This window comes from Geodermatophilus sp. SYSU D00697 (assembly GCF_054050175.1).
In genome coordinates this window covers 16,500-36,852 of record NZ_JBJGYV010000024.1, presented here as the reverse complement: position 1 = coordinate 36,852, position 20,353 = coordinate 16,500, and the positions used below count along the sequence as shown (strand labels likewise).

Genomic DNA, 20,353 nt, shown 5'->3' with positions numbered 1-20,353 from the left:
ACGGAGGTGCTCGTGGCCACCACCCACCCTGAGCGGACCGGCTCTCCCGGCGCCCGGCGCACCGAGGCCGGGCCACCCGTGCCCCGCACCGAGTCCGAGGCCCTCGGCTCGGTGGAGGGCGCCGAGGACGTCGGCCTGCCCTCGCCCCGCGGGATGGCCCGCAGCGTCCTGTCCGTGCTGACCCAGCCCGGACCGGTCGCCCGCGAGGCCGCCACCCTCGGCAAGGACGCGATCCGCATCCTCGCGGGGACCGACGCGATCACGCCGGCGCCGCGGGACAAGCGCTTCGCCGACCCCGCCTGGAGCGGCAACCCGGGCTACCGGCGGCTGGCGCAGGGCTACCTGGCCGCGACCGGGGCGCTCACCCGGCTGGTCGAGGCCTACGAGTCCGGGGGCGCGGACTGGCGCCAGGTGGAGCAGGCCCGGTTCGCCCTCACCGCGGTCACCAGCGCCATGGCGCCGACCAACACACTGCTGGGCAACCCCGCCGCCCTCAAGCGCGCCTTCGACACCGGCGGCCGCAGCGTGCTGCGCGGGATGCGGAACATGCTCACCGACCTGCGGCACAACGGCGGCCTGCCCCGGCAGGTGGACCGGGACGCCTACGTGGTCGGCAAGGACCTCGGGATCACGCCGGGCGCGGTCGTCCACCGCGACGAGGTGGTCGAGGTGATCCAGTACTCGCCGTCGACCGACCGGGTGCGGACGCGCCCACTGGTGATCGTCCCGCCGCCCATCGGCCGGTTCTACTTCCTGGACCTGCGGCCCGGGCGCAGCCTGGTCGAGTACGCGGTGAGCCGCGGCCTGCAGGTCTTCATGATCAGCTGGCGCAACCCCACGCCGGAGCAGGCCGACTGGGACCTGGACACCTACGCCGGCGCCGTCGTCCGCGCCGTCGACGTCGCCCGCGAGGTCACCGGCTCCCCGGACGTCACCACGCTGGGCCTCTGCGCCGGCGGGCAGGTCATGACCACGGCGCTGAACCACCTGGCCGCGGTCGGGGACGACCGCGTCTCCGCCGCCGGCTACGCGGTCACGCTGCTGGACTTCTCCCGCCGGGCCCCGCTCGGCGCGTTCTCCGGCCCGAAGCTGATCGAGCGGGCCCGGCGCGCCTCCCGCCGGCGCGGCGTGATCAGCGCCCGTGACATGGGGACGGTCTTCAGCTGGATGCGCCCGGACGACCTGATCTTCAACTACCTGGTCTCCGAGTGGCTGATGGGCGAGGACCCGCCGGCCTTCGACATCCTCTCGTGGAACGCCGACGGCACGAACCTGCCGGCGCGGCTGCACGAGCAGTTCCTCGAGGTCTTCGGGGACAACGCGCTGGTGCGGCCGGGCGCGCTGCGGGTGCTCGGCACCCCCGTGCACCTGAGCCGGATCACCATCCCGACGTTCGTCCAGGGTGCCCTGACCGACCACCTCACCCCGTGGGTCGGCTGCTACCGCACCACCCAGCTGCTCTCCGGGCCGAGCACGTTCGTGCTCAGCTACAGCGGCCACATCCAGAGCCTGGTCAACCCGCCCGGCAACCCCAAGGCCCACTACTGGACCGGGGGGGAACCCGGCCCGGACCCGCACGCCTGGCGGTCCACGGCGCAGCAGCACACCGGCAGCTGGTGGGAGGCCTGGGCCGACTGGGCGCTCGAGCGCTCCGGCGAGGAGACGCCCGCGCCGGAGGCCCTGGGCAGCGCGGCGCACCCGCCGCTGGAGCCCGCGCCCGGCTCCTACGTCCGCGACCGCCGTCCCGGCCCGGGCTGAGGCACCCCGGCCCGGGGCTCACGGCACGTCGATGGTGATGCCGGCGGGCCGGCCGTCAGCGCCGGCCAGCCCGCCGGTGCGCGCGCTGACGACCCGGGAGACGCAGCACTGCAGCCGGTCGCCGGCCTGGTGCTGGGCCTCGCTGAGGAACACGTCCCGGTGGTCGATGACCCCGTCGACCTCGAGCACCTTGACCTGACACAGTCCACACTCGCCGCGCCGGCAGTCGAACATCATGTCCGCGCCGCAGGCCTCCAGCGCCTCGAGCATGGACACGTCGTGCGGCACGACCGTCTCCAGGCCGAGCCGCGGGATCCGCACCGTGAACGCCTCGGGGGCGAAGCGGCCGCTGCTGCCGAAGGTCTCGAAGCGCAGGTCGGCCGGTCGCCGGCCGGCGGTGGCCCAGGCCGCCTTGATCGCGTCGAGCATCGGCGTGGGACCGCAGACGTAGAGCTCTCCCCCCGCGGGCACGCTCGCCACGAGCGCGTCGACGTCCAGGCCGGTGCCTTCGTCGTCGACGCGCAGCTCCAGCCGGTCGCCGTGCTCGGCCGCCAACTCGTCGGCGAAGGCCATGAGCCCGCGCGCACGGGCGCCGTAGACGAAGCGGTAGTCGGCGCCGCGGGTCCGGAGCGCCGTGCCCATCGCCACCAGGGCGGTGATGCCGATGCCGCCGGCGGCCAGCACGTAGCCGGGCTTGCCGTAGTTGAGCGGGAAGTTCTGCAGCGGCTGGGTGATCGACACCTCCTGGCCGCGGCGGAGCGCGTGCATGTACGCCGACCCGCCCCGGCTCTGCCGGGCCAGCTGCACCCCCAGGACGATCTCGGTGCCGTAGGCGCCCATCCCGACGACGGAGTAGGAGCGGACGTCGGCCCGCCCGTTGACGTACACGCCGATGTCGATGTGGCTGCCCGGCGGGGCCGGTGCCTCCAGGTGCTCGGGCTCCAGCACCACCTGGCGGACGTGCTGGGCGACCTCGCAGACGTCGAGCACCCGTGCCCTGCGCCACTTCTTGTGGCTGGTGGCGGCCATCGCGCGCGGCCGGCTACAGCCCGCGGCCCATGAGGCCCACGGTCGGCTGCTCCCGGTGTCCGGCGATCCCGCCGGCCACCTCGGCGGCCAACCCGGTGCCCTCCTCGCGATGGGCCTCACCGGCGTTGGCCGCACCGCTGACCGCGCCCATGGCCACCGCGGCGTCACCGGCGGTCTCGCTCGGCGGCTGCGCGTCCGAGCCGAGCTCGGCGTCGATCATGCGCTGGACGATCCGGCGGGTCCACATGCTGCCCGCGTCGATGTTGAGGTTGTAGAAGTCGTAACCGGGGTTGGCCTCGATGCCGCGTTGCTGCGCCTCGAGCATGACCTCGTCCTCGAAGAACACCCCGGAGACCCCCTCGCGCAGCCGCGTGGTGATGACCTGCTTGTCCAGGCACCAGTCGCGGGCGAAGGCCCACAGGTAGAAGCAGGTGCGGTCGGTCTCCGGCGTCATCGTGTTGATCACCGTGCCGGTGACCCCCTGGCTGCGGTCGCCCTCCGGGGCGCCGGTGCCGGCCTTGGCCACCCCCACGTCGATGGCCACGGTGGAGGGGGCCGTGTAGTGGATGATCTGCCACCGGTCGACGGGGCCCTCGTAGTCGGGGAAGCGGTCCTGCAGGTTGCGCTTCCAGAACGGCGGCGGGTCGATCCCCAGCATCCACTTGGTCACCGTGACCGTTCGGTCGTCGTGCGTGACCTCGAAGTCGGACTCCGACAGCGCGTCGTGGCCGATGCTCGACCCGTGCACGAACTGCTCGTGCGTGAGGTCCATGAGGTTGTCGACGATCAGCTGGTAGCTGCAGTTGACGTGGATCGTCTTGCCGTCCCCGGCCCAGTCGGGGTGGTCGTTCATGTGCAGGTCGGGGACGAGGTCCGGGTCGGCCAGCGCGGGGTCACCCGGCCAGACCCACACGTAGCGGTGCCGCTCGACCACCGGGTAGGAGTGCACCGTCGCGCTGGGGTTGATCGTCTCCTGCGCCGGCATGAACGTGGCGCGGCCGTCGGCGTCGTAGCAGATGCCGTGGTAGCCGCACATGATCTCGTCGTCGCCGCGCAGCTTCCCCATCGACAACGGTGCCAGCCGGTGCCAGCAGGCGTCGGCGAGGGCGACGGCGCGGCCGCCGGTGGTGCGGTAGAAGACGATCGGGCGGTTGGCGACGGTCTTGGCCAGCAGGTTCCGGCCGACCTCGTGGTCCCACGCCGCGGCGTACCAGGCGTTGGACGGGAAGTGCCGGAACTCGGCGTGGGCGGTCGCTGCTCCGGTCCGAGCGGGTTGCGACATCGGGTCCTCCGGGGAAGGGGGCCGGTCAGGCCGGGATGGGGTCCTCGTGGCGGGCCGGCGCCTCGCGCACCAGCGCGTACAGGAAGAAGCTGACGATCATGATCCCGGCGGCGACGTACACGCCGGCGGCCCAGCTGCCGGTCGCGTCGCGCAGGATGCCACTGACCACCGGGCTGAGCACCGCGCCGATCTCCGAGACCAGGTTGAGCATCCCGAAGGCCGCCCCGCGCTCGGCGGCAGGCACCATGTCGCCGGTCATGCCCTGCACGATCGGCTGCAGTGCGTTGAAGAAGACCCCGGAGGAGAAGAGGAGCAGGCCCAGCAGGAGCAGCGACGGTTCCCGCCCGCCGGAGATGCTCCAGCCGAAGACCAGGACGAGCACCGAGTAGACACCGGTGCACACCAGCGCCAGCGGCTTGCGCCCGCGGCCGGTGCGGACGGCCCGGTCGGCCAGCCAACCGCCGACGGGGAAGCCGAGGATCCCCGCGCCGGCGTTGAAGGCCGCGGTCAGCGCCGCTGCCACCAGGCTGCTCTGCGCCGCCTCCCGGACGATCTGCACCGACCAGAAACTGAAGAACCAGAGGTTCCACAGGATCGCGATGTAGGCGACGTAGATCAGCCACATGTCCCGGTTGAGCAGCGCCGCCCCTCGGCCGGACCGCTGGACGCCCCGCACGATGACGGCGATGTACACCAGCGCGATCACCGAGGCGATGGCCGCCGTGAGCCACTCGGGCCAGCCGAAGGTCTCCGCGAGCAGGAACAGCGCCACGATGACGACGAACGTCGGCGCGGAGAACAGCACCAGGCGCACGAACGGCGCCCCCAGCCGCAGCGCCCCGCCCAGCCGCGCCCTGAAGAACGCGAAGGCGATCGTGACCACCACGAACGTGGCGCTGGCGAAGACGAAGAACGGCATCCGCCAGGCGCCGTCCCCCATGCCGAGGGAGCTCCCCCAGTTGATGAGGACCGGCGTGAGGATGATGCCCAGGGTCAGGCCGATCGACAGGCCGGTGATCACGACCCCGAGGCCGAGCGTGCGCTGGGCCACCGGGGTGTGGTTGATGATCAGCGTGCGGTCGTTGGAGTAGAAGACGCCCTCGCCCAGACCGGTCAGCACGCGGGCGGCGACGAAGGCCACCAGGCCGGCCACCAGCCCGGACACCACCGTGAGCACGGCGGCGGCCAGCAGCGAGACGACGATCATCTCCCGGTGCCCGTACCGGTCCCCCAGCCGCCCGCCGGGGTACTGGGTCAGCATGTAGCCGAGGAAGAACATCGATCCGACGAGCCCGCCGACGGTCGCCGGGTTGCTCGCGTCCCCGATGAACCCGGACTCCGTCTCGATCATCCAGGCGATGACCGGGCCGGTGACCGTACGGTCGGCGTAGCTGACCACCCAGCCCAGCAGCAGGACCGCCCACAGCGCCCGGTAGGGCGCCCCGGGGTGGCCGTCCCGGTGCCCGTCCAGCAGCAGTTCGTTGTCGGCGGTGTCGCCCTCGGGGACGCGATCGTTCATGGTGTGCCCACCCGCTCGGCAGGACGGGCTCAGCCGAAGGCCTGCTGCACCTCGTCGGACCCCTGCGTCGCCTCACCCTGCGACGGCGCGGGGGTCTCCATGGTCCCCTCGTGGGCGACCGGCGGGCCCTGGACGGCGACGACCGCGGGGTCGACCCGCATGACCGCGTACCCCGCGACGGCCCCCGCACCGAACCCGGGGGCGAAGACCCGCAGCGGCTCGGTGATCACGCCGTCCCGGACCGCGTCGTGGATGGCCAGCGGGATGCTCGCCGACGACGTGTTGCCCACCTGCTCGATGTTGAAGTAGAGCTGGTCGGCGGAGAGCCCGGCCCGCTCGGCGAGCTGGATGACCATCGTCTTGTTCGCCTGGTGCGGCACGATGAGGTCGATGCTCTCCAGCAGGGACCCGGCCTTCCCGGTCGGGTCGGGCAGCTGGCCGATCTCCTCGATCATCTGCGACAGGTAGCGGCCGGCCAGCGCCTTCACCTGCGGGCCGAACACCGTGATGTTGTTGTCGAACTCGGGGTTGGGCCACAGGATCGAGTTGACCTCGCTGGCCGGCCCGCTGGCGTAGGTCTTCATGTGGTCGATGTCGGGGTCGGCGCCCTCCGGTGCCGGACCGATGACCAGTGCTGACGCCCCGTCGCCGAAGATCATCCGCGAGGTGCGCACGTTGCCGATCTTGTCGGAGAACTTCTCCACGCAGACGACCAGGACCGGCCGCTCCACCTCCTGCAGGAGGCGGGTGGCGTCGGCGACGCCGTAGGGCATGCCGGCGCAGGCGGCGATGAGGTCGTAGGCCGCGTACACCTGGTGCATGCCCAGCTGGCCGCACAGGTAGGTGGCCAGCGACGGGATCAGCCGCGAGCTGGTGCAGGTGCAGACCAGCACGCCGCCGATCTCCTCCGGCTCCCGCCCGGCCTTGGCCAGCGCCGCCTCGGCCGCCTGCAGCGCGAGGTCCTCGACGGGCAGCGAGGAGTACCGGCGCTGCTCGATGCCGGTCTTGGTCGAGATCTCCTCGGCGCTCATCGGCGACCAGTTGTAGGCGGTGTTGCGGATCAGGTCGTCGTTGCTGCAGACCTGGTCGCCGTGCACGGCCGCCAGCGCCTCGATCCGGGGCATCACCGTGAACCGGCTGCGCACGTCGATCGCGGGGTAGGGCCGCACCGGCGGCCGCGACTCCCGGGGCGGGGCCACCGCCCGGGCCGGCTCGGGGTCGCGCAGCCGGCGCAGGAACGCCCGCACCTCCTTGTCCCGCGGGTGGAAGGCCACGACGTAGTCGTCGTCCCGGAGGTCGCCGGCCTCGGCGAGCTCCAGCTTGGTCCGGTCCCAGGGGTACTGGTTGTGCAGCACCATGGCCCACCGGTGCAGCGCCTCGAGCTCGGGCACGTCCTCGGAGACGTCGAGGATGTCGGCGTAGTCGTAGACCGGGTAGTCCGGGTCGTAGTCGGGCAGCCGGAAGGTGAGGGCACCCGGCTGCTGGAGGAACTCCGCGACGGTCGGCTTGATCGCCGGCAGCGTGGTCGCGTGGTGCCTCCGGTTGGCGAAGACGTCGAACAGGATCCCGAAGATCCGGTCCTCGCAGGCGTCGTCCCACCGGGCCGGGAGGGTCGGGTAGGCCTCCTGGACGGCGGCGACCTTGGTCTCGCCCTCCTCCCACGGCTCCAGCACCGGCAGGAAGACGTCGGGGCGGTTGCGCGGGACGTCGGCCCAGCGGGTCGGCCGCTTGTCGTACATGGTGATGGAGAAGCGGTTGGCCCAGAACAGGTTCAGCGCGAGGTCGCGCATGAGCTCGTAGCGGCTGCCGTAGGCCCCGGTGCGGACCCGGTCGAGGATGTCGGTGCCGCTGGGGGCCTTCGTCTCGAAGTCGCGCCGGATGACGCTGTCGAGCTGCTCCAGCGACTCCACGGTCGAGAAGTCGAGCTCGGGCATGACGTTCGAGGGGAACACCATGCGACCGTGCCGGTTCAGGACGAAGGAGTTCATGCTGGTCCTCTCTGTCGACGGGGGCGTCAGCCGCCCACGCGTTGGATGCCGCGCTCGACGGCATCGATGAGGCGGGGCCGCAGTTCGGCGGCGGGGATGATCGCGTGCACCGAGCCCACCCGGCGGGCGCGCTCGATGTCGTGGATCGACTCGAACTCGTCGGCGACCTCGCCGAGCTTCTCCGAGCGCACGGTGCTGCGCAGCGTGGCCAGCTCGGCCCGCAGGTGGGCCTGTTCGACGCCCTCGGCCGCGGCCACGGCCGCCTCGAGGTCGCGCACCCGCGGGTCGGCGGCGGTGCGCTTGTCCACCTCGCGGGTGAAGACCACCGCGGCCGCGGGGGCACCGCCGAGGACCGAGGCGTAGGAGCCCTCGACCGCCAGCACCTCGAGGTTCTCGTTGAGGACGCCGGAGAAGACGACGAAGGCGCCGCCGTGGTAGCGGGAGACCACGCAGAAGACGATCGGGCCGTCGAAGTTGACCATCGCCCGGCCGATCTCGGCGCCGTACTCCAGCTGCAGGTTGCGCAGCGACTCCGGGGAGCCGTCGAAGCCGGACAGGTTGGCCAGCACGACCAGCGGCCGATTGCCGCTGGTGGCGTTGATCGCCCGCGCGGTCTTCTTCGACGAGCGGGGGAACAGCGTGCCCGCCGTCCACTGGTCCGGGCCGTCGGCCGGGTAGGCGCCGCGCCGCGGGATCGGCCGGGACTCGATGCCGAGGATGGTCACCGGGTGCCCGCCCAGGTGGGCGTCGAAGACGACGGAGGTGTCGGCGTCGGCCATGCCCGCCCAGCGCTCCAGCGTCGGGTGGTCGGCGTCGGCGACCGCGCGCATCACCGTGCGGATGTCGAAGGGCTTCTTGCGGTCGGGGTTGGTCTCGGCCGAGAAGATGTCGCCGACGGTGGTGAAGTCGCTGTCCGGGTGCTGGTGCGGGAACTCCCGGACGTCGCGGTCGCGGGGGTCCGCGGTGGGTGCCGGACGGGCCCAGCGCTCGCCCGGCGCCCGGTAGGTGTGCTCGTAGTGCTGCACCAGCAGGTCCATCGCGGCGGTCAGGTTCGGCGCCCAGTACTGCGCCTGCCCGTTGGGGCCCATGACCCGGTCGTAGCCGCCGATGCCGAAGTTGTCCTCCGCGGACACCCCGCCCGAGTAGTCCAGCGAGTGCTTGCCGGTGAGCACCATGGCGCTGTCCGGCGTCATCACCAGGATGCCCTTGGTGTGCATGAGCATCGTGGCCTCGGCGTTCCAGTACGGCTGGGCGCCGACGTTGATGCCCGCGACGACGACGTTGACCTCCCCGCCGGCCTGGGTGAACTCGATGATCCGGCGCAGCGCCCGGGAGACCCAGTCCATGTTCTCCGTGCCGCTGTCCATGGAGATGCGGGCCCCGGAGGACAGCGCGAACCACTCGACCGGGATGCCCCGCTCCTCGGCGAGGTCGAGCGCCGCGACCACCCGCGCGCACTCCGGCTCGGAGACGGTGCCGAGCTGCTTGGTCGGGTCGCCCATGAGCAGCACCCGGGTGACCCCCTCGGGATAGCGCTCCGTGGGGGTGCTGATCACCCCGGCGACGATGCCGGCCCGGTTCTGCCCCGGCGGGCGTTCCACGGGCACCAGCCGGCCGTGCTCGTCGAGGTCGTGCTCCACCCACGTCCCCTGTGGGCCGGCCAGCAGGCCGCTGAGCTCGTAGGGGTACACCGCGCCGCGGGCCCGGGAGCTGAGCACCTTGGCGGCGTAGTCGTCGAGCGGGCGCATGGGCTCGGTGGGGCGGTCGGTGACCTCCATGCGCACCCCGGTGCCGGGCCGGTAGGAGAAGCGCAGCGCCACGTCGCGGGGCGCCCGGCCCTCCTCCTCCTGCAGGCGGGCCAGCAGCACGATCTGGTCGATGCCCGCGCCGAGGGTCAGCGGCGCCGCCGTCCGGGCGAAGTCGGCGATCTGCGCCAGCGGCACCTCGATGGAGGGCCAGGCGTAGAGGTGGACCCGGTTGTGCTCCAGCGGGCGCCGCGAGCGCCGCCGCGACTGGGCCCGCCGCAGGCTGTCCAGGCAGGAGGTCAGCTGCCGCTCCACCGTCGGGAAGCCGACGACCTCGCCGGCCTCGTCGCGCAGCGGGGTCAGGTCGCGGACCTCGGCCATGGCGATGAACCGCTCGTCGTTCGGGTTCTCCTTGGCCGTGACGTGCAGCAGGTAGGTGTCCTCGGCCGACGGGACGCGCTCGCCGTCGAACTCCTTGAGCCGCCAGATCTGGAAGCGCTGGGCGGTCAGCGGGTGCAGGCCGCGGATGACCCGCTCCTCGGCGAGCCCGCCGCCGGGAGCCGGCCGGAAGGTGATGGTCTCGACCTCACCCGCGGGGGTGCACACCGTCACCGTCACCCGGCGGCCGGTGCCCAGCGCCGGGACGCCGTCGAGCAGCGCGCGCAGCCGCTCGGCTACCTCCTCGGCGTCGGCGGGGCGGTCCGGCCAGGAGAGGTAGAGGTCGACGACGAGCTGGGTGGGGTCCGGGACGTCGGCGAGCGCGCCGGCCAGCGACTCCAGCGCCGCGGGCAGGTCGGCCATCTCGGCCATGAGGGCGACCAGGTGCAGCCGGACCCCCTGGAGGTCGTAGTCCGCCCAGACCGTGGTCCGGCCGTCGAGCAGGCTCGACCGCACGTCCTCGAGGCTGCGGCTGCGGTAGTAGCGCCGCGTGAGCACCTCGAGGACCGGGTCGGGGACCGCCGTGGGCCGGCCGAACCGCTGTGCGAGCAGCCGGACCAGCGGCTCGGGGCTGGCGACGAGGGCCTCCATCCGGGCGATGCTCTCGCCGGTGTCGCCGCGCGCGGCGGCCTCGTCGAGCTCGTCGAGCAGCCGCGCGGCGCGGTCGAGCACCTCCTGGCGGCCCTGCTGGACGACCGGCTCCTCGAAGTACCGGTAGCGGACGGCGCGGGCGAGGTCGCCGACCGAGGGGTAGCGCAGCTGGGTGGCCACGACCAGCCGGTCGAGCACCTCGCCGACCTCCGCCCGGGCCGGGCCCTCGGGCACCCGGGCGCCGGTCAGCCAGCGGTCCAGCAACGCCTGCACGGCCGGCAGCTGCTCGGCGACCCGCTGCTGGGACAGGAAGATGCGGTGCACCGCCTCCTGCAGCGCCGGCCCCGGCTCCAGGTCGTCGACGTCGTAGTGCAGCAGCGCCCGGCGCAGGCGGGCCCGGAAGGCCTCCGGCAGCCCCTCGCGCTCGACGTCGAGGGAGTGCAAATAGGCGTGGAAGTACTCGCGCGGGCTGTGCACCTGCGCGTCGGCCTCCTCCTCGGCGCTGGCCGGGCGGTTCCGGGACAGCTCGCAGAGGTCGGCGAAGGTGGTGAGGACGGCGAGCTCGCCGTGCAGCAGTTCGTCGTCGTCCAGCGGCAGCGCGTCGCGGGCGGCGCCGTACTCGGCGACCAGCTGACGGGCGTGGGCGGCGCTGAGGTCGTAGCCGGTGATCAACGCCCGCAGCGCCCGCTGCAGGGCCAGCGCCCGCTCCCGCGGCTCGCCGTCGGGGACGTCGTCCCGCGTGGGCAGCACGACCCGCTCGCCGGTGGCCTCCTCGACCTCGCCGCCGGTCCGTTCCAGGCTCACCAGCGGGGCGCCGGCGTCGACCTGGGCGTTGACCGCGGCGCGCAGCTCGCGCACCCGCCCGGCGAACGGCGCGCGCACCGCCGTCTCCATCTTCATGCTCTCCAGGACGACGATCGCCTGGCCGGCCTCGACCTCCTCCCCCACCCCCGCACGGATGGCGACGACGACCGCCGGGGCCGGCGCCCGCACGACCCCGCCGACGTCGCGGTTCACGCGGTGGGTCTCCCCGTCGACCTCGACCAGGTGGGAGCCGGGGCCCTCCACCGACACCACCGAGAACCGCTGCCCGGCCGCGGTCAGCCGGCTCTCCAGCGGGCTGAGCCGGTCGATCTCGACGTCGACGACGGCGCCGTCGAGCCCCACCCGGTAGCGGCCGCGGTCGACCGTGGCGACGGTGGGCCGGTAGACCTGGCCCCGGTGGCCCAGCTCGAAGGTCCGTCCCACCTCGTGCGGAGCCCGGGGCCGGCCACCGCGGGCGGAGGCGAGGAAGGCCAGCCGCTCGCGCGCCTCCTCGGCCTCGGCCAGGTCGACGGCCACCTGGACCAGCGCCACCCACGCGGCGCCCACCGGGCGGGCGCCGCCGCCCACGCCGGTGCGGTCCAGCCACCCGGTGTCGGCGGTGCCGTCCACGACCTCCGGCCGGTCGAGCAGATCGAGCAGGAAGGACTTCGTCGTGGTGCCGCCGCGGAGCACGACGGTGGTCTCGCGCAGGGCGCAGCGCAGCCGGGCGAGGGACTCAGGCCGGTCCCGGCCCCACGCGATCACCTTGGCGATCATGGAGTCGTACTGGGGCGGGATGACGTCGCCGACGCTCATCCCCGTGTCGACGCGCACGCCGGGGCCGGTGGCCAGACGCATGAGCTCGACCCGGCCGGGGGCGGGGGCGAACCCCTGCTCGGCGTCCTCGGCGTTGAGCCGGGCCTCGACCGCGTGGCCGACGGCCTCGGGCGGGCCCTCGCCCAGGCGGCCACCGGCGGCCACGTGCAGCTGCAGCTTCACCAGGTCCAGCCCCGTGGTCATCTCCGTCACCGGGTGCTCGACCTGCAGCCGCGTGTTCACCTCGAGGAAGGTGGTCAGCTGCTCCTGCGGTTGGTGCAGGAACTCCACCGTGCCGGCCCCGACGTAGCCGGCGGCCTTGACCAGCGCGATCGCCGACTCCCGCAGGGCGGCGTCCTGGGCCGGGCTCAGCACCGGGGAGCTGGACTCCTCGATGATCTTCTGGTTGCGCCGCTGCACGGAGCAGTCCCGCACGCCCGGGGCCCACACGGTGCCGTGCTGGTCGGCGATGACCTGCACCTCGACGTGCCGGCCGCCCTCCACCAGCCGCTCCATGAACACGACCGGGTCGCCGAAGGTGCGCTCGGCCTCGGTCTGCGTGCGCTCGAGCGCGTCGGCGAGGTCGGCCTCCGAGCGGACGACGCGGATCCCCCGGCCACCGCCGCCGCTGCGGGCCTTGACGATCAACGGGTAGCCGATGGCCTCGGCGTGCCGGCGGCCGTCCTCGAGGCCCTCGACCGGGCCGCGGCTCCACGGCGCGACCGGGACGCCGGCCTTCTCCGCGAGGACCTTGGCCTCGATCTTGGCCCCGAGCAGCCGCATCGCCTCCGGCGACGGACCCACGAACACGATGCCGAGGTCGGCGCACAGCTCGGCGAAGGCCGGGTCCTCGGCCACGAACCCCCAGCCCACCCACGCGGCGTCGGCCCGGCTGGCGCGCAGCGCCCGGGCCAGCTCGTCGTGGTCGAGGTAGGGGGACGCGGCGCCGGTCTCGCGGAGCAGCACCGCCTCGTCGGCGGCGCGCACGAACGTCGCCCGCCGCTCGGCCTCGGTGTGCAGGGCGACGACCCGGGTCCGGGAACCGTGCTCGGCGTCGAGCTCCCGGACGGCGCGGATGAGCCGGACGGCCGGCTCCCCCCGGTTGACGACGGCGATGCGGTTGAACACCCGAGCCTCTCCTTGCGTCGGTGGTGCTGGGCGGACCCGGCGCGCGGGACTACATGTCCAACCCGCCGTTGACGCCCCAGACCTGCCCGGTGATGTAGCCCGACCCGTCGGCGGCCAGGAAGTGGACGACGCGGGCGATCTCCTCCGGCTGCCCGAGCCGGCCCAGCGGGATCTTGGCCTTGAGGCCCTCCAGCACCTTGTCGGGCACCGTCTCGAGCATCTCGGTGGCGATGTAGCCGGGGGTCACGGCGTTGACGGTCACCCCGATCCCGTCGGCCTGGCCGTTGCGCTGCAGCTGCATGGCGGCCTCCCGGGCGAGGGTCTTGGTCAGGCCGAACAGGCCGGACTTCGCCGACGCGTAGTTCACCTGACCGATGCCGCCGGTCTCCCCGATGACCGAGGAGATCATCACGATCCGCCCGCTGCCCCGCTCGAGCATGTGCTTGAGCGCCGCCTGGGACAGGTAGAACGCCCCGGAGAGGTTGACGTCGATGACCCGCCGCCAGTCGTCGTCGGTCATCTTCATCGCCGTCCGGTCGGCGGTGATGCCGGCGTTGTTCACGAGGATGTCGAGCCGGCCGTGCCGGTCGATCACCTCGCCGATGGTGCGGCGGCAGTCGTCGGGGTTGCCGATGTCGCCGCGGTGCACGCTCATGTGGCTGTCGGGGTAGGCCCCGGCGAAGTCCTGGGCGAACATCTCCGCCCGCTCGGTGTTGCCGCTGTAGCCCGCCGCGACGTCGGCACCCTGGGCGGCCAGGCTGCGGCAGATCGCCGCGCCGATCCCCCGGGTCCCGCCGGTCACGAAGGCCACCCGGCCCTGGAGCTTTCCGCCCGTCCGGGCCGTTCGTGCCTGTGTCGCCGTCACCGGGTCCTCCTCGGAGCAGGGGCGGGGCCGCCTCGTTCCAGGGCCGGAGTCGTCAGCGCCGACGACGCCGCCTGCTCCGGCTTCGTACGGGGCAGCATCCTGCCCTCGGAGCCCCCGCGCAATCGCAGGCGGAGCGGTCGACGAGCGTCCCGGGCGCGTCGCTCCCATCTCCCCTCAGGCCCGGAGCGCCCGTGACCGTTCCGGGCCGGAGGGTGACGGCGCGCTCGGTGCGTATCGGAACTCGACCTCTCCGCAAGCGGCGGCCGCACCGCCCGCGGTTCAATCTGCGCGACCACGCAGGCGGGTGCTCGACGCGGAGCGCCCCGTCCCCCAGAGGACCGGTGTCCCGCATGACGAGTCGTCGCTCTCCCGTTGCCGTCGGCGCCCTGGCCGCGCTGCTGGTGGGCTCCGCCCCCGCTGCCGCGCAGGCCGACGACGACACCCGCTCCGCCGCGGCGAGCGCGACGCCCACCCCCGTCACGCTCTCCTGGGCCGCGTGCGGCGCGACCCCGGAGGCGACCGCGGCCGGCGTCGAGTGCGCCACCGCGGCCCTGCCCATGGACTACGACGAGGCCGAGGGCGAGCAGGTGCAGATCGCCGTCGCCCGGGTGCCGGCCGCCGACCCGGCGCAGCGGATCGGCTCGCTCTTCTACAACTTCGGCGGCCCCGGCGGCCCGGCCGTGGACTACCTGCGGGCCCTGGGCCCGGGCATCTTCGCCACGCTGAACCAGCGCTTCGACATCGTCGCGGTCGACCCGCGCGGTGTCGGGCAGAGCACCCCGGCCGTCGACTGCCAGGTCGACGACGAGACCGCGGGGTACTCGCCCAACCCGTGGCCCACGCCCCTCGACGTCGACCCCGAGGCGCTCGTCGCCCGGGCCCAGGACTACGTCGACGCCTGCCTCGCGAACAACGGCGAGATCCTCGAGCACCTGTCCACGGCGAACGTGGCCCGCGACCTCGACGCGATCCGGGAGGGCCTCGGGGACGAGCAGCTGAACTACCTCGGCTTCTCCTACGGCACGTTCCTGGGCGCCACCTACGCCTCCCTCTTCCCCGACCGCTACCGGGCGATGGTCCTCGACAGCGCGCTCGACCCCGACCAGTGGATCAACGACCCGATCGCCGGCAGCCGCGACCAGCTGGCCAGCTTCGAGAACTCCCTCGACCGGTTCCTCGCCGCCTGCGCCGAGGACCAGACGGCGTGCTCCGGCTTCGGCGGCGAGGACCCCTCGACCGCCTACGACGACCTGACCGCGCGGGCCGACGAGGCGCCCATCCCGGCACCCAACTACCCGGAGAACCCGGCACCGGTGAGCGGCACCGACATCCGGCAGGTCACGGCCACGCTCCTGTACTCCAAGGACCTGTGGGGCCTGCTGGCCGCGGCCCTGGCCCAGGCCGAGACCGGCGACGCCTCCGTCTTCCGGGCGCTGGTCGACCTGGTCGTCTACCCGGAGAACGACGCCTCGCCCGACCGGTTCTTCGCCATCTCCGCCAGCGAGCAGCAGTGGCCGACCGACGTCGACGCCTACCTCGAGCGCGGCGCGGAGGAGTGGGCCGACTTCCCGCACTTCTGGGGCGGCTGGGCGTACTCCGAGATCCCCTGGGGCCTGTGGCCGGTGGAGGACGAGGACGCCTTCGGCGGCCCGTTCGTGGCCTCGGCCGACGCCGCCCCGGTGCTCGTCGTCCAGAGCACCAACGACCCGGCCACCCCGTACGAGGGCGCGGTCGCGATGACCGAGCAGCTGGGCAACGCCGTCCTGCTGACCATGGACGGTGACGGTCACGGCGTCTACGGCGGCAACTCCGCCTGCATCGACTCGGCGACCGACTCCTACCTGGTCGCCGGGACGCTGCCGGCCGAGGACACCGTCTGCCCGCAGGACGTGCCGTTCGCGGCGCCGGCGCCGGTGCCGGCCGGGGCGGCCACCGCGCGGACCGTCGAGGCCGCCCTGGCGCTGGTGGGCGGCACCGGCGCCGGCGCCCGCTGACCGGCGCTCAGGTGCCGATCTCGGTGCGGACGGCGTAGAGCTCCGGGAAGAAGGTGAGGTCCAGCGCCCGGCGCAGGAAGCCGACGCCGGACGAGCCGCCGGTGCCGGTCTTGGCCCCGATGGTCCGCTGCACGGTGCGCAGGTGCCGGAACCGCCACAGCTGCACGTTGTCCTCGATGTCCACCAGGCTCTCGCAGGCCTCGTAGACCCCCCACGGGGTGTCCTCCGACTCGTAGACCCGCCGGAACATCGGGAGCAGGTCGGCGCGGTAGGTCCAGGGCCGGCGCACGTCGCGCTCCAGCACCGCCGCCGGGACGGCGAGGCCCACCCGGGCCAGGTGGCGCAGGAACTCGTCGTAGAGGGACGGGCTCTCCAGCAGCTCGGCCAGCAGGTCCCGCGCGGGCGGGTCGCCCGCGAAGACCGCGAGCATCGCGGGGTCCTTGTTGCCGAGGACGAACTCGACGGCGCGGTACTGGGCGGACTGGAAGCCCGACGCGCTGCCGAGGGCGCCGCGGAACTGGGCGTACTCGCGCGGGGTCAGCGTGGCCAGGACCGACCACTGCTCGATCAGCGTGCGCTGGACGTGCTTCACGCGGGCCAGGCACTTCAGCGCCGGGGCCAGCGCGTCCGCGGCCAGGTACCGGCAGGCCGCCCGCAGCTCGTGCAGGACCAGCTTGAGCCACAGCTCGCTGGTCTGGTGCTGGACGATGAACAGCAGCTCGTCGTGGTGCTCGGGGTTGCTCCTCGGGTGCTGGGCGGCCAGCAGGTGGTCCAGGTCGAGGTAGTCGGCGTAGGTGGTGGCACCGGTGAGGTCGGTGCGGATCGAGCTCTCCAGCGGCCGCACCGACCGGGACTGGTCCTGCTCCGACGACGACACGGCGGCACCATAGCCCCGGCCGCCCCCGGTTCCGCGGTCCTCCTGCACCCGCCCCGGCGCGGGGGTCGCCTCAGAAGTCGTGGCTCTCGTCGTAGGCCAGGTCGCCGCCGGGGTCGGGCCCGCCCGGAGCCGGTGCCGGCCCGCGGGGCTCAGGCGCCGGCGCCGGCGCCGGCGCCGCCGCGGGGCGCGTGCCGAGCGCCTCGTGCGCCAGGTCGTAGCCGTAGTCGCCGTCGGGTTCCTGCGCGCGGTCCATCTCCCGCCCTCCTCGCGACGTCGCAACGCACCGACGGGGTCCCCTCCGGGGCGACGGTGGCGCCGATCGTTCCCCGGCGCCCCCGGCGCGGCAAGCCCCCGCGGACCGGCCCCGCTGCCGACGCGGCGGGTCCCCGCGGCACGCCGTCCGCACGTCCGCCCCTCCCCGTCCAGGGCGGGGGGTGACCGGTACCCTGCCACTCGCGCGTCACGCAGCCGGCGCGAGCGGGGGCTGGAGCCCTCCCCAGCGTGATCCTGGAACCCCCGGGGGTCGCGCATCCGCGTCCGGCGCCCAGCGGTTCCGGCAGCCCTGGCACACCGGAGTACCCCCGTGGACCGCCCCGACGACCGCGTGTCGACCGCCCTGGTCGCGCTCGCCCTCCTCCCCTTCCCGGAGCACTCCCTGCAGTCGGTCCTGCGGCACACCGCGGAGCTGGCCCGGGACCTGTTCGGCACACCGCCCGCGGCGTCGCTCACCGTGCTGCAGTCCGGGCGCGCGACGACGGTGGCGGCCACCGACGAGGTCGCCGAGGACCTCGACGAGGTGCAGTACCGCTCCCGGTCCGGGCCGTGCCTGGCCGCGGGGGTCACCGGCCGGGTCGTCGGCGTGCCCGACGTCCGCACCGACCGCCGCTGGCCGGAACTGGCCGGTGCGGCGGCGGCGCGCAGCTGCCGCGGCGTGCTGTCGGTCCCGGCCCCGGGACGCACGCCGGTGGCCGGGAGCCTCAACCTCTACCTCCCCGACGGCTCCGACCGGGGACGCGACCAGGCGCTGGCGCGGTTCTGCGTGCTGGCCGCCGTCCCCCTCTGGAACCGGTACTGCCACGACAGCGCGGTGCGGCACGCGGAGAACCTCGAGACCGCGCTGGCGACCCGGGCGGTCATCGACCAGGCCAAGGGGATCGTCATGGAGCGCTTCCGGCTCCCCGCCGACCAGGCCTTCGACGTCCTCGTGCGGATCTCCAACGACACCAACACCAAGCTGCGCGAGGTGGCCACACGCGTCACGCACACCGGCGAGATCCCCGGCCGCTGACCCGCCGGGCCGCCCGGCTGCCGGGCTGCCGGGCTGCCGTCCGCCCGGGCTCAGGCCGGCGCGACCGGCAGCCGCCCGGAGGCCCGCTCGACGGTGCCCACGACCACGACGCCCACCACGAGCACGGCCAGCCCACCGACGACGAACAGCGCCGGGAGGTCCAGGGTGGCGTCCAGGGCCGCGAGGACGGCGGCGGCCAGCGGCCACCACCAGCCGTGCCGCGCCCGGCGGGCCATACCGGCGTCGGTCACCGTCATGGTGACCAGGTAGACCGCGACCCCGCCGGCGAGCAGCAGCCGGGTCCCGGCCGGGACGTCGCCCCGCCCGCCCTCCACGACGGTCAGCTGGATCGCGGCCCCCACGGCGGCCAGCGCCAGGGTCAGCGGCAGCTGCCCGAAGACGTACACGTCGTGGGAGTGGTCGCTGCGCTCGCCGCCGACCTCGTCCAGCAGCCGCTTGGCCCGGGCCCCGGCCAGGTCGAACCAGCTCCACCACAGCGCGGCCGCGAGCACGAAGGACGCGACCGCCACCGGCAGCGCCTCCCCCGACCACCCCGACTCGTACAGCCCGTGGGCGACCCCGGCCACCGACTCGCCGAGCACGAGGATCACGAACAGCGCGAACCGCTCGGGCAGGTGCTCCACGTGCAGGGGGACGTCGGCCGGTGCCCGGGTGGCCAGCAGGGGGACCAGTGCCTCCACCCCCACCGCGGCCGCCCACAACCCGAACGCGACCGGCCGGGGGACGGCGAGCGAGACGGCCCACAGCAGCGCGCCCGCGGACGCACCCCAGAGGTAGAGCCGGGCGATCGGGCGGGCGTCGGCCACGTGCCGGTACGCGCGGTGGTACTGCAGCAGGAGCATGGCCCGCAGCAGGAGCTGGCAGCCGACGAAGACCCCGAAGCGCGCCCCCGTCGCCTCGCTCGCCGACGCGGCCAGACCGACGACGGCGGCCATGCTGCCGAGCTTGTAGAGCCGGTAGACGACGTCGTCGTGGTCGAACCGGTTGGCGTAGAGGGTGGAGCTCACCCACGACCACCAGACCGTGGCGAACAGCCCGGCGAAGACCAGGGCCCCGTGCCAGGTCACGTCCGCGCGCAGCGTGGTCGCGAGCTCGGCGACCACCAGGACGAAGGCCAGGTCGAAGAAGAGCTCCAGCCGGGAGGCCGACCGCTCGTCGCCGGTCCGCAGCTCCGGCCGGCGGACCGCGCCCGAACCGGTCAGCGTGTGCCGCAGTCGTGCCAGCAGTCCCCCCTCGGCCACGGCGTCCTCCCCGCTGCGACGAGGCGCCGACCCGCGCGCCCGGTCGTCCCTACCCGCCCACCGCCCCGTTCAGCCGCGGAGGGTCGCGTAGACCTCCTCGGCGTGGTCGAAGACGAAGAAGTGGCCCTCGCCGGCCGCCCAGTGCGGGGTGCAGTCGGGCAGCATCGCCGCGAGCACCCGGCCCAGGGTCACCGGGACCAGGCGGTCCCGCGTGCCGTGCCACAGGTGGACCGGCCGGCGCACCGCGGAGAGCGGGAAGCCCCACGGCCGGAACAGCAGCGCACGGTCGGCGGCCATCGCGGCCGCCCCGTTCCGCAGGCCCTCCGTGAAGGTCTCGTCGAGGACCCGCCGGACCCCCGGCCGCCCGATCACCCGCCGGTCGGCGGAGCTCAGCCGCACCTGCAGGTAGCGCGCGATCAGCCCCGGGCGCACGGCCACCGGTGCGAAGACCGGCTGGAGCAGCGCCGCGGCCGGCGAGGTGCGGTGGGCGGCGTCCACCAGCCGGCGGGGCACCCACTCCGGCCACGGCCACGGGACGTCCGGCGGCGGCGCGCCGCCGAGCACCCCGACGGCGCTCACGCGGTCCCCGAAGGCGGCGGCGCAGGCCAGCGCGTAGGCCGCACCACCGGAGAGGCTGAGGACGCCGAACCGGTCGACGTCCAGGGAATCGAGCAGCGCGGCGACATCGCCAGGCCAGTCGACCACCCGGCGCCCGGGCAGGGGGTCCGAGCGGCCGAAGCCCGGCCGGTCGGGGACGACGAACCGCACGCCCCAGCGCCGGTAGTCGGCGGGGTCCTCGACGTGCCGCTCCAGGCGGGAGCTGGGCGAGCCGTGGCAGCCGAGCACCGGCCGGCCGTCGGGGTCGCCGTACTCGGCGTAGGCGAGGGTCCGCCCGTCCCGGAGCCGGATGCGGCCCTCCCGCGGTCCGGCTCCGCTGCTCATGACCGGCGCGTACCCACCGGGCCCGCG

Annotated in this window: 13 protein-coding genes; 3 read left to right on the top strand and 10 right to left on the bottom strand. The window is 74.1% G+C overall.

Annotated elements, in window-relative coordinates; genetic code table 11:
* Window positions 1–12 precede the first annotated feature (12 nt).
* Complete coding sequence (locus tag ACI79C_RS18720) at window positions 13–1,758, top strand: PHA/PHB synthase family protein (protein ID WP_456947190.1); 1,746 nt, start codon at window positions 13–15, stop codon at window positions 1,756–1,758.
* A gap of 18 nt (window positions 1,759–1,776) precedes the next feature.
* Here ACI79C_RS18720 and ACI79C_RS18715 read toward each other — a convergent pair whose 3' ends face one another.
* The 6 genes from ACI79C_RS18715 to ACI79C_RS18690 are packed head-to-tail and all read right to left on the bottom strand — an operon-like array spanning window position 1,777 to window position 13,963.
* Window positions 1,777–2,787: a PDR/VanB family oxidoreductase gene (locus tag ACI79C_RS18715; RefSeq protein WP_456947189.1), complete on the bottom strand. Its 1,011-nt coding sequence runs from the start codon at window positions 2,785–2,787 to the stop codon at window positions 1,777–1,779.
* 13 nt (window positions 2,788–2,800) lie between these two features.
* Complete coding sequence (locus tag ACI79C_RS18710; protein WP_456947188.1) at window positions 2,801–4,069, bottom strand: aromatic ring-hydroxylating dioxygenase subunit alpha; 1,269 nt, start codon at window positions 4,067–4,069, stop codon at window positions 2,801–2,803.
* 25 nt (window positions 4,070–4,094) lie between these two features.
* Window positions 4,095–5,588: an MFS transporter gene (locus ACI79C_RS18705; RefSeq protein ID WP_456947187.1), complete on the bottom strand. Its 1,494-nt coding sequence runs from the start codon at window positions 5,586–5,588 to the stop codon at window positions 4,095–4,097.
* A gap of 29 nt (window positions 5,589–5,617) precedes the next feature.
* Entirely contained in the window at window positions 5,618–7,576 is a 1,959-nt protein-coding gene (locus ACI79C_RS18700; protein ID WP_456947186.1) for a 3-oxoacyl-ACP synthase III family protein, read from the bottom strand.
* Window positions 7,577–7,602: 26 nt separating this feature from the next.
* Window positions 7,603–13,098: an ATP-binding protein gene (locus tag ACI79C_RS18695; RefSeq protein ID WP_456947185.1), complete on the bottom strand. Its 5,496-nt coding sequence runs from the start codon at window positions 13,096–13,098 to the stop codon at window positions 7,603–7,605.
* A gap of 49 nt (window positions 13,099–13,147) precedes the next feature.
* Entirely contained in the window at window positions 13,148–13,963 is an 816-nt protein-coding gene (locus ACI79C_RS18690) for a beta-ketoacyl-ACP reductase (RefSeq protein ID WP_456947184.1), read from the bottom strand.
* Window positions 13,964–14,313: 350 nt separating this feature from the next.
* On the opposite strand from ACI79C_RS18690, the gene ACI79C_RS18685 reads away from it, so the two are divergent.
* Complete coding sequence (locus ACI79C_RS18685) at window positions 14,314–15,957, top strand: alpha/beta hydrolase (RefSeq protein ID WP_456947183.1); 1,644 nt, start codon at window positions 14,314–14,316, stop codon at window positions 15,955–15,957.
* Window positions 15,958–15,964: 7 nt separating this feature from the next.
* Here the strand turns inward: ACI79C_RS18685 and ACI79C_RS18680 are convergent, their stop codons facing one another.
* Window positions 15,965–16,834 carry a tryptophan 2,3-dioxygenase gene (locus tag ACI79C_RS18680; protein ID WP_456947182.1) on the bottom strand — a complete coding sequence of 290 codons (870 nt, stop codon included), beginning with the start codon at window positions 16,832–16,834 and terminating at the stop codon, window positions 15,965–15,967.
* Window positions 16,835–16,904: 70 nt separating this feature from the next.
* Window positions 16,905–17,087 (bottom strand): hypothetical protein, encoded by a 183-nt coding sequence (locus ACI79C_RS18675; protein WP_456947181.1) that lies wholly within the window; start codon window positions 17,085–17,087, stop codon window positions 16,905–16,907.
* Window positions 17,088–17,417: 330 nt separating this feature from the next.
* On the opposite strand from ACI79C_RS18675, the gene ACI79C_RS18670 reads away from it, so the two are divergent.
* On the top strand, window positions 17,418–18,122 hold the full coding sequence (locus tag ACI79C_RS18670) for a GAF and ANTAR domain-containing protein (RefSeq protein WP_456947180.1): 705 nt from the start codon (window positions 17,418–17,420) through the stop codon (window positions 18,120–18,122).
* 50 nt (window positions 18,123–18,172) lie between these two features.
* Here ACI79C_RS18670 and ACI79C_RS18665 read toward each other — a convergent pair whose 3' ends face one another.
* On the bottom strand, window positions 18,173–19,384 hold the full coding sequence (locus ACI79C_RS18665; RefSeq protein ID WP_456947179.1) for a low temperature requirement protein A: 1,212 nt from the start codon (window positions 19,382–19,384) through the stop codon (window positions 18,173–18,175).
* A gap of 69 nt (window positions 19,385–19,453) precedes the next feature.
* A complete protein-coding gene (locus ACI79C_RS18660) occupies window positions 19,454–20,326 on the bottom strand; it encodes an alpha/beta fold hydrolase (RefSeq protein WP_456947178.1) in 873 nt (290 codons plus the stop codon).
* Between the last annotated feature and the right edge of the window lie 27 nt (window positions 20,327–20,353).

Coding starts and splice junctions, on each gene's coding strand:
- ACI79C_RS18705 (WP_456947187.1), bottom strand. CDS start 5,588: ATGAACGATCGCGTCCCCGAGGGCGACACCGCCGACAACGAACTGCTG.
- ACI79C_RS18700 (WP_456947186.1), bottom strand. CDS start 7,576: ATGAACTCCTTCGTCCTGAACCGGCACGGTCGCATGGTGTTCCCCTCG.
- ACI79C_RS18685 (WP_456947183.1), top strand. CDS start 14,314: ATGACGAGTCGTCGCTCTCCCGTTGCCGTCGGCGCCCTGGCCGCGCTG.
- ACI79C_RS18710 (WP_456947188.1), bottom strand. CDS start 4,069: ATGTCGCAACCCGCTCGGACCGGAGCAGCGACCGCCCACGCCGAGTTC.
- ACI79C_RS18715 (WP_456947189.1), bottom strand. CDS start 2,787: ATGGCCGCCACCAGCCACAAGAAGTGGCGCAGGGCACGGGTGCTCGAC.
- ACI79C_RS18675 (WP_456947181.1), bottom strand. CDS start 17,087: ATGGACCGCGCGCAGGAACCCGACGGCGACTACGGCTACGACCTGGCG.
- ACI79C_RS18660 (WP_456947178.1), bottom strand. CDS start 20,326: ATGAGCAGCGGAGCCGGACCGCGGGAGGGCCGCATCCGGCTCCGGGAC.